The sequence below is a fragment of the Eubacterium ramulus ATCC 29099 genome (genome assembly GCF_000469345.1).
GTDB lineage: Bacteria > Bacillota > Clostridia > Lachnospirales > Lachnospiraceae > Eubacterium_I > Eubacterium_I ramulus.
In genome coordinates this window covers 24,301-40,932 of the sequence record NZ_KI271089.1, presented here as the reverse complement: position 1 = coordinate 40,932, position 16,632 = coordinate 24,301, and the positions used below count along the sequence as shown (strand labels likewise).

Here is a 16,632-nt window from a genome sequence, read left to right as displayed (position 1 = left end):
CGAAAGCGGATTGCGAATGTCCGCTTTACATTGTGAGGGAATAGTTCACAGTTTGACTGGATGGTAGGTATTATTTGCTTGACAGAACGCACAAAAAAGTATAAAATTTAATAGTTGTAATTTATGACATAATACCAGATATAAATTGTTATATGTACAATGAAAACTAAATAAGGAGGTGCTCCTGTGGTGCATATTATCATCGCGGTGGTAATAACTGCTGTAGTTGCGATTTTGCTTACTTACGTAGCATCCAATGCACATTTCAAGAAAGTCTCTGATGAGAAAATCGGAAGTGCAGAAGATCGTGCGAGAGCAATCATCGATGAAGCTGTGAAAGCTGCTGAGACAAAGAAACGCGAGGCTTTGCTGGAAGTCAAGGAAGAGTCCATCAAGACAAAGAACGAACTTGACAAAGAAATCAAAGACCGCAGATCTGAGATTCAGCGAAACGAGCGTCGTGTGGAACAGAAAGAGTTCAACCTGGACAAAAAACTGGAAGCCATCGAACGTCGTGAACAGAGTTTTGCAGCAAAAGAGGAAGAAATCAAGCGACAGAAAGCAGAAGTTGCCAAGCTGAATGAAGAACGCATACAGGAACTGGAGCGAATTTCAGGACTCACCTCTGAACAGGCAAAAGAATATCTCTTGAAAACAGTTGAAGAAGATGTAAAACTGGACACTGCAAAGTTGATCAAGGAAATGGAGCATCAGGCAAAAGAAGAGGCTGGAAAGAAAGCAAAAGAATACGTTGTAAACGCAATTCAGAAATGCGCAGCCGATCATGTTGCCGAAACTACAATTTCTGTTGTGCAGCTTCCAAATGACGAGATGAAAGGACGTATCATCGGACGTGAGGGACGTAATATCCGTACGCTTGAGACGATGACAGGTGTTGATCTGATCATTGATGACACACCGGAAGCAGTTATTCTGTCCGGTTTTGATCCAATCCGTCGTGAAGTGGCACGTATCGCTCTTGAAAAACTGATCGTAGATGGACGTATCCATCCGGCCAGAATCGAAGAGATGGTAGAAAAAGCACAGAAAGAAGTAGAAAATATGATCCGTGAGGAAGGTGAGGCCGCTACACTTGAAGTAGGTGTACATGGTATTCATCCGGAATTGGTACGTCTTCTTGGACGTATGAAATTCCGTACCAGTTATGGTCAGAATGCATTAAAGCATTCCATCGAAGTAGCACAGTTAAGTGGACTGCTTGCAGCAGAAATCGGTGTGGATGTCAGAATCGCGAAACGTGCAGGACTTCTGCATGATATCGGTAAATCTGTTGACCATGAGATGGAAGGTTCCCACATCCAGTTAGGTGTTGAACTTTGCAGAAAGTTCAAAGAATCTGCAACCGTGATCAATGCTGTAGAAGCACATCATGGCGATGTTGAGCCGGAAAGCTTGATCGCATGTCTTGTGCAGGCCGCTGATACAATTTCGGCAGCAAGACCGGGTGCACGTAGAGAGACACTGGAAACATATTCAAACAGATTAAAGAAACTGGAAGATATTACAAACAGTTTCAAGGGAGTAGACAAATCTTTTGCAGTTCAGGCGGGCAGAGAAGTTCGTATTATGGTTGTACCTGAGCAGATCAGTGATGCAGATATGGTACTTTTGGCCAGAGATGTTTCAAAACAGATTGAAGCTGAATTGGAATATCCGGGTCAGATCAAGGTAAATGTTATCCGTGAAAGCCGTGTAACAGATTACGCAAAATAAGTATCATAGACCATAGTCAACAGTTCGTATGATGAAAATGAATGTAAAGACCTGTAAGTCTTCGAAAGAAGATTTACAGGTCTTTTTGCATGAATATAAAAAGAGGTATGAGTCAAAAAAGTTAACGTGCAAGTCCGGCAGCATCTAACTGTTTGCGGATCTGCGGTGCAATCAGCAGAGCAAGAATCATTTTAATAAAATCACCTGGCAGGAAAGGAACAACACCAGCCATAAGTGCTGCCTGAAAACCCATGTGCGCCTGAATGGCGAGCCATGTGGTTCCAAGTGCATAGCATACAGCAGTTCCGAGGATCATGCCAAGGAAGCTGAGAGCTTTTTTGTTATGAAAATGATTGATAAAGTAACCTGCGATCAGTGCCAGCGGGATAAAACCGATCAGATAACCACCGGTTGGACCAAAGAGTTTTCCGGGACCGCTGGTAAAGCCGGAAAATACCGGGATTCCAACCAGACCGATCAGAAGATAGATCAGATAGCTAATCGTTCCTTTTTTCGTTCCCAGAATGAACAGGGAAAAATAAATCACAAGGTTGGTAAGCGAAATCGGCACCGGACCAATCGGAACGGAAAGCGGTGCCAATACACAAGTTACAGCGGTCATAACTGCAATCATGGCAATCTGTTGAATCGTAAATTTTGAATTTGTTTTTGTTGCTGTGTTGTTCATAAGTCATTCTCCATTTTCTAAGTATTGATTTTATATCTCGAAGCCCATATCAGTAAGCATTTGCTGATCCTGTCTGGTATTATTTCCGACTGTAGTAAGCATGTCACCTGTGATAGTGGCATTGACGCCTGCTTCAAACAATCGACGACCACCGTCTTTGAAATAACTGCGTCCTGCTGCCATACGGATATATGCATCCGGATTCAGGTAGCGGAACATGGCAACTGTACGGATGATCTCATCCTCTGTCAGTGGCGGAAGCTCAGCAAACGGAGTTCCTGAAACTGGGATCAGTGCATTGATCGGGATAGATACAATGCCAAGCTCTGACAAAGATACTGCCATATCCAGCCGGTCAGCAAACGTTTCGCCCATACCGATAATGCCACCGGAACAGACAGAAAGTCCTGCGTTCTGTGCCAGTTTGATTTCACGGATCTTGTCATCATATGTATGAGTGGTACAGATATTTGGAAAGTTGCGGCGGGATGTCTCGATATTAGCATGATACATGGTAACTCCGGCATCTTTCAGACGGAAAAATGCTTCCGGTGCCAGTAATCCATGGGAAGCACACAGACGCAGCTTACTGTTTTTGCGTAATTCCTCATAGGTGTGGATCAGTTTTTCCAGATCTTCGCCTTCCACCGTTCTTCCTGCTGTGACGATGGAGTATGCATGCACGCCGGCAGCTTCTCTGGCACGGCAGTCTGCAAGAACGACATCAGTGTCCAGCATGCCATACGTTTCACAGGAAGTATGGTGAAAAGATGACTGTGCACAAAATTTACAGTTTTCCGAGCATTTTCCGGCACGGCCGTTGATGATCGTGCATAAATCTACAGAATTTCCACATAATGCCTGTCGGATTTCATTTGCGCCGGCAGCCAGTTCTGTCAGATCTGCAGTTTCAAAAAATGACAGATCGTCATCACGGGTCAGGCGCCGTCCGTTTATAATTTCTTTCGTAAGTTCAGTGAGACTCATAATTCATTCTCCATTTCAATTTGATATACGCTTCCTACTCTTACGGAGTCGGTTCTGGAGCTAAGTATAAGCACAAAAAAACGAAATGTCAACCTATAAAATATTTTTAGGTTGACATTTGAAAAAATAATAGAAAAATGGATTAACAATTGGAAGAACGATATTCTTTTGGTGTCATTCCTTCCTGTTTCTTAAAAGCAGTACAAAAGCCACTTTCATCAGAAAACCCGGAGCGAATTGCAATTTCTTTTACAGACATCTGACTTGTTTTCAGCAAAAATTTTGCATTTGCCATGCGGGTGCTGATGAGATACTTATGAGGAGTCATGCCGGTTTCTCTGGCAAATACCCGGGAAAAATAATATGGACTCAATGCGGCAATGTCTGCGAGCTCCTGGAGCGTAATGGACTTGTAAAAATATTTGTTGATGTGTGAAATGGCTTCAGATATACCAATCTGCGTTTTGCCGGAAACTTGTTGCGCTTTTTCTGAGGATAACAAATCAGACAGAATATTTGTGATCGTGCCGGAAATCTGGTCTTCTGCAATTGGTGCATGGCTGCGGAAAGTATCGTAGATATGATAGAGGGATCTGTGGATGGCATCCGGGTGAGCTGGATAGAGCAAAGATCCTTTTTCGGACACAATTGTTTCGTAAAAGATACGCGCCATCGGTCCATCAAAGTGGAGCCAGAGAGCTTCGAAACCGGAATCTGTACCGTAGACATGTGGCGCATAGCAATCAAGAAGAACAAGCTGATCTGCCATCGCCTGCATTGTATGGCTGCCAACCGTTACAAAACAAGTTCCTTTTAAAATGTACATCATCAGAAAACTGTCGTAAGAATCGCGTGCCAGACGGTAACCGCTTTCATAACGAAAAGACCCGATACAGATGGGGTAGAAAAACAGTTTTTTTGCCAGGGTGCTTGGAGTATATACGTAGTAATCAGAATTTGGCAGAATGTGTGTTTCATAAGATATCATAGAACCCTCCAGAATTTGGTGAATGTTGTATAAGAATGCTGAGAGCATTCTTGAATTAGAAATATTGTTGATAATATCATAAAAGCGAAAACACGGCAAATTTCTGCCTTGAGAAAAAAAGTTGTATATGCTACGCTATAAATAGCAAAAAACATTTTAGAAGCACAAAAGTATGAGGGAGGGGAGGCCGTGAAACGAAAATACAAACAAGCGTATGCCATCCTGGTGGCGTTTGTGATCGTTGCAGCAGCGTACACTTGCCGGATGCTTGCCATGTATGATATCGGAGGAAAGTATCCGAGTAATATCCGTGCAGTGTTATATTTGTTATTATTTGCTCTGTGGGGGTATTCCATCGACCGGCGGATTTTGCAAAAGCAGGCATTGCATTGTCTGCGTCTGATAGCAGCACTTATGCTTTTCTGGCTTATATTGCGCACATTAAAATACGAAGTGGTGACAGATCTGACGGTTGCTCGTTATTTATGGTATTTGTATTATCTGCCGATGTTGTTTATTCCATTGCTGGGGATGTATACCGCATTGTGTCTGGGACAGCCGGAGGACTATCGCATGAATCTGAAGAAACGAATGCTTGCAGTGATTCCGATTGTGTTGTTTGCGTGTGTGATCACCAATGATCTGCATCAGCACGTATTTGCTTTTTCCAGTGGTGTCCCCGGTGTGCCGGACAATTATTCCTACTCTCATTGCCTGCTGTATTTTGTGAGCATTTTGTGGATGGTCGGCTGCATCCTGTGTTCTCTCATCTGTTTTTGGAAAAAAAGCCGTATACCGGGCAGCAATAAGAGGCGGCTCATGCCATTTGGCATCGCCTGTCTTATGATTTTGTATGCTGTGTTGTATCTGGCAGATGTATCGGGTGTCCGCTGGCTGTTCGGAGATATGAATGTGATGTTTTGTCTGTTGTACGCAGCAATCTATGAAAGCTGTATCTACTGTCGGATGATACAGTCCAATACAGGATATGCGGAGTTATTTGAGGCAACTACGCTGGCAGCCTGTATCACAGACCGTGAAGGGCATATTGTGCTGCGTTCCCAGGCTGCTAAAGCAGATGTAATCTGTCCGCAGCAGGTCGGCAGCATCCTTTACAAAGATGAAATGCGGATTTCATCTGCGCCGATCAGCGGTGGTTATGTCGTGTGGCAGGATAATATACGTCAGCTTTCGCAATTACAGGTTCGTTTGTCCAAAAACAGGATGGTATTACACGAGAATAAGAAAAAATTGCAGGAAGCTTATCTGGTTCAGAAAAAGCTATACGAATTAACAGAAAAGAACCGCATCTATGATGAATTGGAGACACGTTATGCGGAACAGACCTCCCACATCCGTCAGCTGGTTGCTCAGTGTAAGAATGCCGATTCCACTGAGCAGAAGCGTCTGATGAAACGCATTCTGTTGCTCGGTACATATATCAAAAGAAGTGTAAATCTGCGTTTTCTGTGCCGTGAATATGAATTGCTCCCGCAACAGGAAATCCGTTTGACCGTAGATGAAGCAGTGCGTGCCATGACAGCCTGCGGTACAGAATGTGGTGTGGTCTATCGCACAACCGGACCGATGCATGCCACCGAGGTATTGCGTTTGTTTGATCTGTTAAAAGATGTCGCAGAACATGCAATTGATGAGTTACAGTCACTGTTTATTTCTGTATCGGACAGTGAGATGGATCTGTCAGTGGAATGTGCGGCAGATTTGTCCGTGCTTGCCACCAGGAAGGTTACTGTCTGCAATGAGGACGGTTTGTGGCTGATCCGCACACAGATAGGAGGGTGAGAGGATGCGCTTAAAACGGAGACATTTCGGATTTAATGTCATTAAAGAAAGCTTCGATCAATTACCGACAGCCACATGCTTTTTTGACAGCACAGGAGGCGTCGTATTATGTAATCGCCGCATGTATGAATTGAGTCAGTATCTGCTTCACAGTTCGATTCAATATCTGGCGGAGGCAGAGCAGGCACTCGCATCCCCGCCGGATGGGGTTGTGCCCATTGCCCATGCGGAGAATACGTATCAGTTTCCGGATCAGACGATATGGAAATTTGAAAAAAGGATTGTCACGGATCGTTACAAAGAAACTTATACACAGCTTACGGCTGCGGATGTCACTCAATTGCATCAGGCGTTGACACAGTTTGCCATTGATAATCATAAATTGGCGCAGGATGCAGAAAAGCTGAAGGAGCTTTCCAAAACGGTGGAAGCAGTTGCACGGGAGAAAGAAGCACTTGCAGCAAAATCTGCCATGCATGACAGCCTTGCCTCCTGCATTACCGTGACGAAGCAATTTCTTGCCGGGGATCTGGATCGTATCTCTGCGGAAGTAGTGCTCCGTGAATGGGAGAAAAGCATTGCGTTCCGTGATTCGGTTCTGGAGCCTGCGAAGGACAGCTTGTACCATGCAGCAAAAAGCAGTGGTGTAACGATTCGGATCACCGGAAAGATACCAGACGGAGATATGTCTGAGCTTATTTATACGGCGATGCAGGTCTGCCTGACCAATGCCGTGCAATATGCAAAGGCCACAGAACTTGCAGCCTGTATCCGGAAAAACGATGATATCATCACCGTAATGATCCGGAATAATGGCAAACAGCCGGAGCAGCCGGTCCGGGAGGGCGGTGGACTGACAAATTTACGCCGCCGGATTGAGGCAGCAGGCGGGACAATGCGTATACAAAGTTTACCGGAATTTATTCTTTGTATTGAGATACCAAAAAGGAAACATGAGTAAGGGAGTTAAAAGAGCGTTATGAGAAAAATACTGATTGTGGAGGATCAGGCACTGGCGCGCATGTATCTGTGCTCCTGTGTGGAAAAATGCACAGATTGTGAAGTGGCAGGGACCTTGACCCGGGCGGATGCGGCATTGCAGCGATGCAGCGAGGGGCATATCGACCTGATTCTTATGGATATCTGTACAGAAAATGATTCAGACGGTCTGACAGCAGCGGAATCGATCAAAAAGTTTTATCCGCGGATCAAAATTGTGATGGTGACTTCTATGCTGGAAGGACGTTTCCTAGATCGGGCAAGAAAAATCGGTGCCGAGAGTTTCTGGTACAAAGATTCCCCTTCCGGTGATCTCGTGGATGTGATCGAAGGAACACTGGAAGGCAGGCAGTTCTGGCCGGACAGTACACCGGCCGTGCAGCTGGGCAAAGCATTGTCCTGTGAATTATCAGACCAGGAATTGCAAACGCTGCGTCTGCTGTGTGAAGGAAAAACCAATGCGGAGATCGCTGCCAAACTGAACGTGGCAGAATCCTCTGTGCGTACTTATATTAACCGTATGCTGGAGAAAACCGGTTATCCAAACCGGAATCGTCTCATGGTCGCGGCGGTCGGAAAACGTCTCGTTGTGCCGGGAAGCCAGCTGGATTTGTAACAAGATGCAAAAAAATATGGAAAAAGGCTCATTTGTCCACAGTTATGTGGACAGACAGAGCCTTTTTTCTTTGCTAAAATTCAGATAAAGAAAGAGGAAACAAATAATTGAGGCATTTTGTAACGCAAAGGAAAGGAGGGGATGGTTGATGCAAAAAATTGTGGTCGATATGCAGAATTATCTGTTTGCTGATTCTGTAGCGGCCGCCTTCAAAAATTCAGACTACGACATTGATGTAGTTCGTGCAGAATCCCCAATGAACACAGTCGAACTATGTCGGTTGTACAAACCGTTTGTTCTGATTATGGAAGTGACAGGCTATACCCCCTGGCTGCTCTGCGAGAGGCTGAAGCTTCGTGACAAGGTAAAGACGGTGTGTCCCGAGTGCAAGATTGCCCTTATCGTTGATTCCAATTCGGAAAAGCAGGCAGCCAGGGACATCCGTGATGCCAAGAAAAACGGTCTGATCGACCAGTTTTTCTATGGATCGATGACCGCAGAGTATCTGATGGATCAGATCTATGCGATGTAGCAGGAAGAAAGGATCCTGCAAAAAGAGAGGAGGAAGAGAGATGAGAGGCAAAAAGCGCAGCAAGATGCTCAGTTTGCTGCTGGCGATCGTGCTGGCAGTCGGTATGGTGCCGCTTTCGGCACTGCCGGTAAATGCGAAAGACATGGCACTTGCAACAGATGATTACAGTCAATGGATGAACATCGGAAATCATACGGCGCCGGATGGTACCAAATATGGTGCAACCTCGGAAACCTGGTACAAAAACATGGTGAAAGCTCTGGAAAGTGCAGGCAGCAATACAAAGATCCGCCTGCAGAGCGATATCAGTGTTGAATTTAATTCTCACAACACAAAAGACTGGATCGGTGATGTTAATGTAAAGGGAAATAATGTCATTGACCTGAATGGTAAAACGCTTTATATGAAACCATATAACTATCTTCGAGGTGGCAGACCATATCATTTTACTATATTTCAGATCAAGGATGGTGCCAAACTGACGATCGTGGACAGTAAAGGCGGCGGCAAGATCGCATGTGATACGTGGATTTGCGATGCAAACGATACTTTTGCAGATACAGCCTGCGTGGATATGTTCCACGTATCGGATGGTGGCGAGTTAGAGATCAACGCTTCCGGAGCGACTTTTGAATGTGGGCGTTCGAAAAAGCAATGGATGTATGCAGCCTGCTGTAACGGTCCGGAAGATGAATATTGCTATGATGGATATGCCCGCAACCAGGCAAACGGTTCTGTGATCGTAGCAGGAACGAACAGTAAAGTCTCTATATATGGCGGAGCACTTCTGGCAAGAGGATATTCCTATACGCCGTATACGGGATGGAATCCTCGTCCGGATACCGGCAAAGTAAAAAAATGTGCAGTTTTTCAGATGAAACGAGGTGCCAGTATCAACATTACGGATGGATACTTCAAAGGCTGTGGCGGTGCCGATGTATTTCAGACATACTATCAGAACGATGTCAATGTGCAGATCAAAGCCGGAACATTTGATACGCATAAGGTAGATAAAGTAGTTATCGAGGGATACGTTCCAGAATCGCCTGACGCAGGTGATTTATTTAAAGGATTTACCCATCATAACTATATGCCCGGCCGATACGGAGAGGTCAACATTCTCCAAAAATGGGTAAATATGGAAGAGGCAGATCTGATCTACGGTGGTGAAGAGCTTGCAGAGAAAGACGGTGACGTCACAGGAAGTAAGAAGACGATCATCCGGCCAAAGTCAGACTATGGTTCTCGGGTGAAGATAAATGACCGCGATACAGGCGAAACGAATGCTTACAATCCAAACGAGGATAAACCATATGTGTTTGATGCCTCGTATGAACCATATTTTACACCGGAGGAAGAGGAAAAACTCGCGTTCGATTATCAGGACAGAACAGATCGCACCATCACCTGGGGGTTCTGGGTGCAGGATGGTTTTTCCATCATTTCGGAAAAGATGGAATCTACGGCACCTGTTTGTGATGTGAATCAATTACGGACCACAAAAGGCAAAAAAATTGATTACAAGCCAGGCAAAAGGTACAAGCTGGTCATGCAGGTAGAAGAAAAGTGGGTAGGTCATAATACGCATACGCGTACATTTGATGATTATTATATCTTCTTCATTTCAGATGCACCGGTTGCTCAGGTGTCGGAAGTCATGCATTTTAATGTGGATACTACGATTGGTGTAAAAGGGGATCCGCAGAACTTTGTCGTGTATCCGGACAATGCAACCTTGGATCGGCTGGAACAGCTGGGACTTACTGATAAGACAGAGACATCATACAAATACATATATTATTATATCAATAAATATGGAAAACAGAAAAAATCTGAATCACAATCCATCGGCAGTGGCAGAAATCTCAAAGCACATTGGTGCTTTACCCCGCTGCAGCCGGGACCACTGGAATTGACCCTCCAACTGTTTATACAGGGAAGTGACGAGAATGATGTCTGTGCAGTGGAGGAAGTACAGAAGATTTTTGCAATGCCGTCAATCAGTGTGCGCAGAGACGGTTCTTCCCAGACAGACTTTGTTGTCCCGGATATCAATGAAGTAGTCACAGCGGTAACCGGCAAAACAGTCACTCTGGATCCCGGTTTTGAATTTTTAAAGGAATTTGATTTTAAAGATCCGATGACGCAGAAAAAACTGAGCATCGAAGATGTGAAGTGGGAATTCAGAGAGCTTGGCGGTTCTGGTTATCAGGATCTTACCGGAGTAACGGTAGATAAAAACGGCCGTTGTTCGGTAGATCAAAATGGAACCTATCGTGCAAAATTTGATTATAACGGAAAGACCTGGTATAGTCCGAATCCGGTCCTGGTTTCCGGAAAAGATTATGACAGTACGAGAATGCCGTATATTACCGGTAAATCAAGCCACAGAAACTGGACGGATCCGCATTATCTGCAGATTAATCTGAATAAGGATGCTAATTGGTATACCGTTACAGAATATTTGATAAAACTTCAGTCAAGACCGAAGGGAGCTCCGGCAAAAAGCAGTCAGATCAAATGTGACAGCGACGGTAAACTGGATATGAACCGGTTTTTCTATACCAATAATTTTGTGCCGGGAGATTACACCTTCGTGGCATATGTCTATGGAAAAGATAAATATGGCAATTCTTACAGAGAGCGATCAGAGCCGTTTTATGTAAAAATGGAAAAAGAGTCCAGCGGTAATTATCTCACGGTAAATGGTGAGATGCTCAGTGATCCGTCCAGAGAAAATTCCAACTTCCCGTACATGGTACCGGCAGGTGTGACGAAACTCAATTTTGAACATAAGATTTATCCGAGCGACTCTACCATTGACAGTTATTGGAATTATACCTATAAATGGTTTTCCAGTGATCCGCAAATCGTAAATATCGACAGTGACACCGGTCAGGCAGAGGCATTGCGTCCGGGCTCCGCCACAGTCGGATACAGGATCTATAATTCATCCGGTGCTGTGTGTCAAGAAAATTCCGTGCGTGTGGATGTACCGATTGCAGGATTCGAGGTAGAACCGATCGATTATACCGACTATATAGGACAGTCTTATACGAGCATAAAGCCGGTAGTAAAATCTGTCTGGTCTGCAAGTGGATTAAAGATAACCGAAGAGACAGACAAATATCTGGACTTTGATATCTGGAATTTTACAAGCAGCGGCATGTCCAGTGCAGAAATGTCAAAGGTCGCGTATAACGATTATGTGAGATTTACTTACCGTGTACATGCAAAAGAAGGGTATTTTATGGTGATGAAGAAAGATTATAAATCCAGTAGTACCCAGTATTACAGCGTAGATACGGCCGAGCTTGAGACAAATGGTTTTTCCGGGGACACAGTGATCCGGAAAGCAGTGGATCTGGGTGCAGATCCGGCATATGTGGGAGGCAGTGAGAACTACTACAGAATCACAACATTTGACAAAAATACAAATGCTTACTCCTTTGAGGAGGGCGGCTCTACCTGGTCAAAAGCAATCTTCCCGGTGACGGTATTTGTACGTAATCCGGATGTGCAATATCTGAAAACAATTAATTTCTCCACACGCGAACCGGTAAAAAATGATTATCGATACGAGGGAGATGACTGGGCAAAAGGATATTACACCCACTTTATGAAATTAAATATTACCAATCTGAAAGGAATCAAGACAGTATACGGTCGTGACATGTGGAGTTATTCCAGTCGTGTTTCGAAATTAGACGGTGATCCGAAAGGCAGTGGAAATCCATACGAAGATGCAGATGCTGAGTCAAGTATTGAATGGTATGACGTGATCCGGGATGTTTTCGATGCAAAGCAGAAACCTACCGCACGGTACGATGACGGCATATATGTCAATGCATTGGATGTGCAACTCTCAAGCGATGAGACAGCAGCAGGGCAGAAATTCTCAATTGCACCGGATGTAAAGGTGTTCTTAAATGGTCATGAGATTGATTTCGCAGGGGTTTACTATAACTTTGGAGGAGAACCGAGAGTAATATTCAAGTATTATTTCGATGTCGGAAATGTGGAATCTTTTACACAGGCAACGGTAAAAGGCATTCGTGCTCCACGGGCCGGCGAGAAGATGACAAGTGCGGAAGATACTTATGTAGAAGAGTCCGGTGATCTGTATGTATCGAATCTGACCTGGTTTGTGGACAAAAATGGCAACCATTCCTATGATGTAGGCGAGGAATGCCGTGTCCGTGCCGACAGTTCCGGAAATTACGATCCGGATAAGAGTGAACTGGCAGAAGATGGAACCTTCCGTGTAGACAGAAAGTATAGCGTATTTGTGGAAGTTTCTTCTGAAAAAGGCCGTATTGCAAACGGCGGTATATTCCAGCTTTATATGACGCAGGAAAATGGAGCAGAGGCATTGCTTTCAGTGGACAATGCACCGAATGGAACGTATGCATTCCAAAAAACGTTTGTCAGCAGATTCGATGCGACATTGCGGGAAGGTGAGCCACATGAGTCATACCGCTTCAATGAGATCCCTTCCGGAGCAACCCATGGTTTCAGCGTAGACTCCTATTGGGTCAAAGATGAAGAGACCGGTGAGTCTATGGTATCTAAGGAATTGCAGCCAGGCAGAAAGTATCGTTTTGGAATTACCTACAAGGCCGCACCGAACAACAGTTTCGCAGATGATTTTAAGGTATCTGTGGAAGGAAAAGAGCTTACGGATGGCGTAACGGTTTCTAAGGAGAAGGATAACGTGCATATCGAGGTCGTCTTTACAATGACAGCCACCGGCGTGGAAGTTTCCGGTTCCGCGGTAAGCTTCCAGTCTGAAACAGAACCGGTCACACTTCAGCTCATCGAACAGGGAAAAACGGATGTGTTCAAAGAAACAACAGTTTCCGGTGGAACAAAGAGCGGTAATAAATATACGGTTGACTATGCATTTACGGAAGTTCCGGCAGGAACCTATACTTTGAACGTGATGAAGAAGAATCACGTTACCAGAGAGTATACGGTTACCGTAGGTACAGATCCGGTAAAACAGGATGTAGTCATCCAGCTGCTGGGTGATGTCAACGGTGACGGAAAAGTAAATATGAAAGATTGGAACAATGTTTATGCACATGTGAACAAAACAACCGAATTGAAAGATTATGCGTTGAAATGTGCGGAAGTCAGCGGAGATAAAAAGATTAATATGAAAGACTGGAATCGGATTTATGCACATGTGAACAAAACGAAATTACTCTGGTAAATGAGACGGAAGTACAACAAGTAGTCTTAAACATTCTATGTTGTCCTTACATGCCACATGGGGCAGCATAGAATGTTAAGTAATAAACAGAAGAGACATCTTCTTCCCCACCTGACCGTAACTAAGCGAGGCTGCGGCAGCGTGTGTATCAAAATGCCCCGCAAATAAATAGAAAAGGAGCTTGGTCATGAACAAGCGAATAACATCCCTATTGCTTAGTTTTGTCATGGTTTTTGTAATGCTGGTAACTGCAGTGCCGGCATTTGCGGTAACAGGCAAGTCCAGTTATTATAAAATGACACCTGACAAAACGACAGCATCCCCAGGTGATACGATCACCTATTCTGTAAAACTTGGTCCGATTGATAGTGTATGCTGTATGAGATTTGAAATTATCATTCCGGACGGTTTGACTTATGTGGAGGGTTCCGGTAAAGCAGTCGAAGGATTAGCAGCAAAATTGAAAGCACCGATTGCAGAATTTACGGAATCCACAAAAATGTTTGTTGCCGGATCAGGAAATTACACCAGCACAGACGAAACAGAATTGATGACATTTCAGTGTAAAGTAAATGCTGATGCGAGTGGAGAACAGGTTGTAAAACTTTATGTGGAAGACCCGGATGATCTTTTTGATCAGGATGAAGATAACATTGCTGTTGATGAGTATACGTTATCCACCATCACCGTAAAAGCAGCGCCGAAGCCGGCGACAGCACTTACTTTGAATAAGACGGAAATGTCTCTGACCACCGGACAGGATGACACGAGTCTGGTAGCAACTGTTACACCGGCTGACTCTACGGATACCGTTGTATGGTTCACAAATGCACCGGAAGTAGCAAATGTAGATGCTGCTACAGGTAAAGTAACTGCAGTAGCTCCGGGTGAAGCAGTTATCACAGCAAAAGCAGGAGAGCAGTCTGCAACCTGCACAGTTAGAGTAACTTGTGCACATGCACTGACAACAGTAGCTGCGAAGGATTCTAACTGTACAGAAAAAGGATGGGACGCTTATCAGAAGTGTTCACTCTGCGAAAACTTATTTGACATGAGTGGAAATCCGATTTCTGCGATTCCTTACAGAGCAACCAATGATGACCATGACTTTAATACTTCTGACTGGGGTTACAAAGAGGCTGATGGTCATGCACATATCTGCAATCGTAATGCAGATCACCATGATACGGTAATTGCTCATACACCGGGAGCTGCTGCCACTGAGACAACAGCCCAGACTTGTACAGAATGCGGATACATCATCCAGCCTGCAACCGGACATATACATGCAAAACACCTTACAAAAGTGGATGCTGTAAATGTTACCTGTACGACAGATGGAAATAAGGAATACTACAAATGTGATTGTGGTAAGTTCTTTGAGGATGATGCAGCAAATGTTGAGATCGAAGACCACAGCAGTGTGGTATTAAAAGCAACCGGTCACAGCTATACCGTGAAAAAGACAGATGAAGCACACAGAAGATCTACAGCAGCAGACTGTCGTGAGTATGATACTTATTGGTATACCTGTGCAAACGATGCGGCACACAGTGCAAAGGATGATGCGGAAGCAACAGATAAGTTCTACAACGGTAGAAGAGGTGCTCATGTATATGGCACAGACTGGGTAAATTGTGGAACAGCAGGACACGCACATAAGTGTAAATTTGACGATACTTATGATGCCGTGAAAGCGCATCGCCCGGGTCCGGCAGCAACTGAGACAGAGGATCAGGTTTGTCTTGATTGTGGTGCAGTTCTTGCAGAACGCACAGGCCATATTCATGCAAATCATCTGACTCCTGTGAAAGGTAAAGCGGCAACCTGTACCGCAGACGGCAACAAAGCATACTATAAATGCTCATGCGGTGCTTTCTTTGAAGATGCAGCTGCAAAGACTGAGATCAAAGATAAGAACAGTGTGGTATTAAAAGCAACCGGTCACAGCTATACCGTAAAGAAGACAGACGAAGCACACAGAAGGTCTACAGCAGCAGACTGTCGTGAGTACGATACCTACTGGTATACTTGTGCAAATGATGCAACACACAGTGCAAAAGATGATGCAGCAGCAACAGATAAGTTCTACAATGGAGCACTGGGTGCCCACGTATATGGTACAGATTGGGTAGATCTTGGTGAGAGCGGACATGCACATAAATGTCTGTATGATGATACCTATGATGCTGCACAGCCGCATACACCGGATCATGAAGGCGGAGCAACCTTTGATTATGCTGTAAAATGTACCGAATGTCAGCATGTGATTGAGGAACAGTTAGAAGAAGGAACCATCCGTGTAGAAGTTCCATTCAAACTTATCGTGAAAAAGACAGGCGAGATGGATCCTGCCAAAGAATCCTTCCAGTTTATGATCGAGCCGTTTGGTACTACGGTAAAAACCACAATCGTGAAAGATACGATCACAACGGACGGTGAAAAAACTTATGAGGGAAGTTTTGTATTTACATGCAAAGAGCGTGATGCAAGACTGATTGCAGAAGGCTTTATCCTCAGTCAGATCAAAGGAACTGCTGAAGGATGGAAGTATGATGAAGCAAAATTCTATGTAATGCCGATGTTTGTTGATAATTATGACAGTATTGACGGATGGAGATTCTTCCAGGTATCTGACAAAGAAAACTTAGACACAAATAATCCATTGGAAGAGATCATCTTTACGAACAGTTACAACATGAAGAAGCAGTCTGAGGTCGTAACACCGCCTGAGACAACCAAACCAACGGAGACACCAACACCGTCTGAGCCGCCAAAGCCAACGGAGACGATCAAACCGGCTATTCCAACTACAACAACTGAGACACCTGCACCGGTTGATACGAAAAAACCTGCAGCTTCCAACGAAAAGAAGGCTCCTAAGACAGACGATAATGGTATGATGGCACTTTGGTTTACCTTATTCCTGGCCGGCAGTGCAGTAGCTGGCACAACAATTATCAGCAAAAAGAGAAAAACAAACGTAAGATAACCACATTCTTTCTATGCTGAACCAAGCATTCGATTGGTGCGGCGGCAGAAAACGCCGCCGCACCTTTTTTTACTTTTG

The 16,632-nt window shown here is 44.5% G+C and carries 10 protein-coding genes; 7 read left to right on the top strand and 3 right to left on the bottom strand.

Annotated features, from left to right (window positions below):
* Positions 1 to 189: 189 nt before the first annotated feature.
* Positions 190 to 1,734: a ribonuclease Y gene (gene rny, locus HMPREF0373_RS01985; protein WP_457851860.1), complete on the top strand. Its 1,545-nt coding sequence runs from the start codon at positions 190 to 192 to the stop codon at positions 1,732 to 1,734.
* 121 nt (positions 1,735 to 1,855) lie between these two features.
* Here the strand turns inward: rny and HMPREF0373_RS01980 are convergent, their stop codons facing one another.
* The 3 genes from HMPREF0373_RS01980 to HMPREF0373_RS01970 form a co-directional block, all read right to left on the bottom strand.
* Positions 1,856 to 2,422 (bottom strand): biotin transporter BioY, encoded by a 567-nt coding sequence (locus HMPREF0373_RS01980; protein WP_021737883.1) that lies wholly within the window; start codon positions 2,420 to 2,422, stop codon positions 1,856 to 1,858.
* Positions 2,423 to 2,452: 30 nt separating this feature from the next.
* Entirely contained in the window at positions 2,453 to 3,409 is a 957-nt protein-coding gene (gene bioB / locus HMPREF0373_RS01975) for a biotin synthase BioB (protein WP_021737882.1), read from the bottom strand.
* Positions 3,410 to 3,551: 142 nt separating this feature from the next.
* Positions 3,552 to 4,397, bottom strand: coding sequence for a helix-turn-helix transcriptional regulator (locus HMPREF0373_RS01970; protein WP_044962580.1), 846 nt, complete (start codon positions 4,395 to 4,397; stop codon positions 3,552 to 3,554).
* Between the two features lie 189 nt (positions 4,398 to 4,586).
* Here HMPREF0373_RS01970 and HMPREF0373_RS01965 point away from each other — a divergent pair, with 189 nt between their 5' ends.
* The 6 genes from HMPREF0373_RS01965 to HMPREF0373_RS15875 all read left to right on the top strand — a co-directional run bounded on the left by HMPREF0373_RS01965 (position 4,587) and on the right by HMPREF0373_RS15875 (position 16,554).
* Complete coding sequence (locus tag HMPREF0373_RS01965) at positions 4,587 to 6,200, top strand: histidine kinase N-terminal 7TM domain-containing protein (protein ID WP_021737880.1); 1,614 nt, start codon at positions 4,587 to 4,589, stop codon at positions 6,198 to 6,200.
* Between the two features lie 4 nt (positions 6,201 to 6,204).
* Positions 6,205 to 7,161: a sensor histidine kinase gene (locus tag HMPREF0373_RS01960; protein ID WP_044962579.1), complete on the top strand. Its 957-nt coding sequence runs from the start codon at positions 6,205 to 6,207 to the stop codon at positions 7,159 to 7,161.
* 18 nt (positions 7,162 to 7,179) lie between these two features.
* Complete coding sequence (locus HMPREF0373_RS01955; RefSeq protein ID WP_021737878.1) at positions 7,180 to 7,815, top strand: response regulator transcription factor; 636 nt, start codon at positions 7,180 to 7,182, stop codon at positions 7,813 to 7,815.
* A 148-nt stretch (positions 7,816 to 7,963) separates the two neighbouring features.
* Positions 7,964 to 8,347 carry a hypothetical protein gene (locus HMPREF0373_RS01950; RefSeq protein ID WP_021737877.1) on the top strand — a complete coding sequence of 128 codons (384 nt, stop codon included), beginning with the start codon at positions 7,964 to 7,966 and terminating at the stop codon, positions 8,345 to 8,347.
* A 40-nt stretch (positions 8,348 to 8,387) separates the two neighbouring features.
* Positions 8,388 to 13,562, top strand: coding sequence for a dockerin type I repeat-containing protein (locus HMPREF0373_RS01945; protein ID WP_044962578.1), 5,175 nt, complete (start codon positions 8,388 to 8,390; stop codon positions 13,560 to 13,562).
* A gap of 187 nt (positions 13,563 to 13,749) precedes the next feature.
* Positions 13,750 to 16,554, top strand: coding sequence for an Ig-like domain-containing protein (locus tag HMPREF0373_RS15875; RefSeq protein ID WP_081695178.1), 2,805 nt, complete (start codon positions 13,750 to 13,752; stop codon positions 16,552 to 16,554).
* Positions 16,555 to 16,632 lie beyond the last annotated feature (78 nt).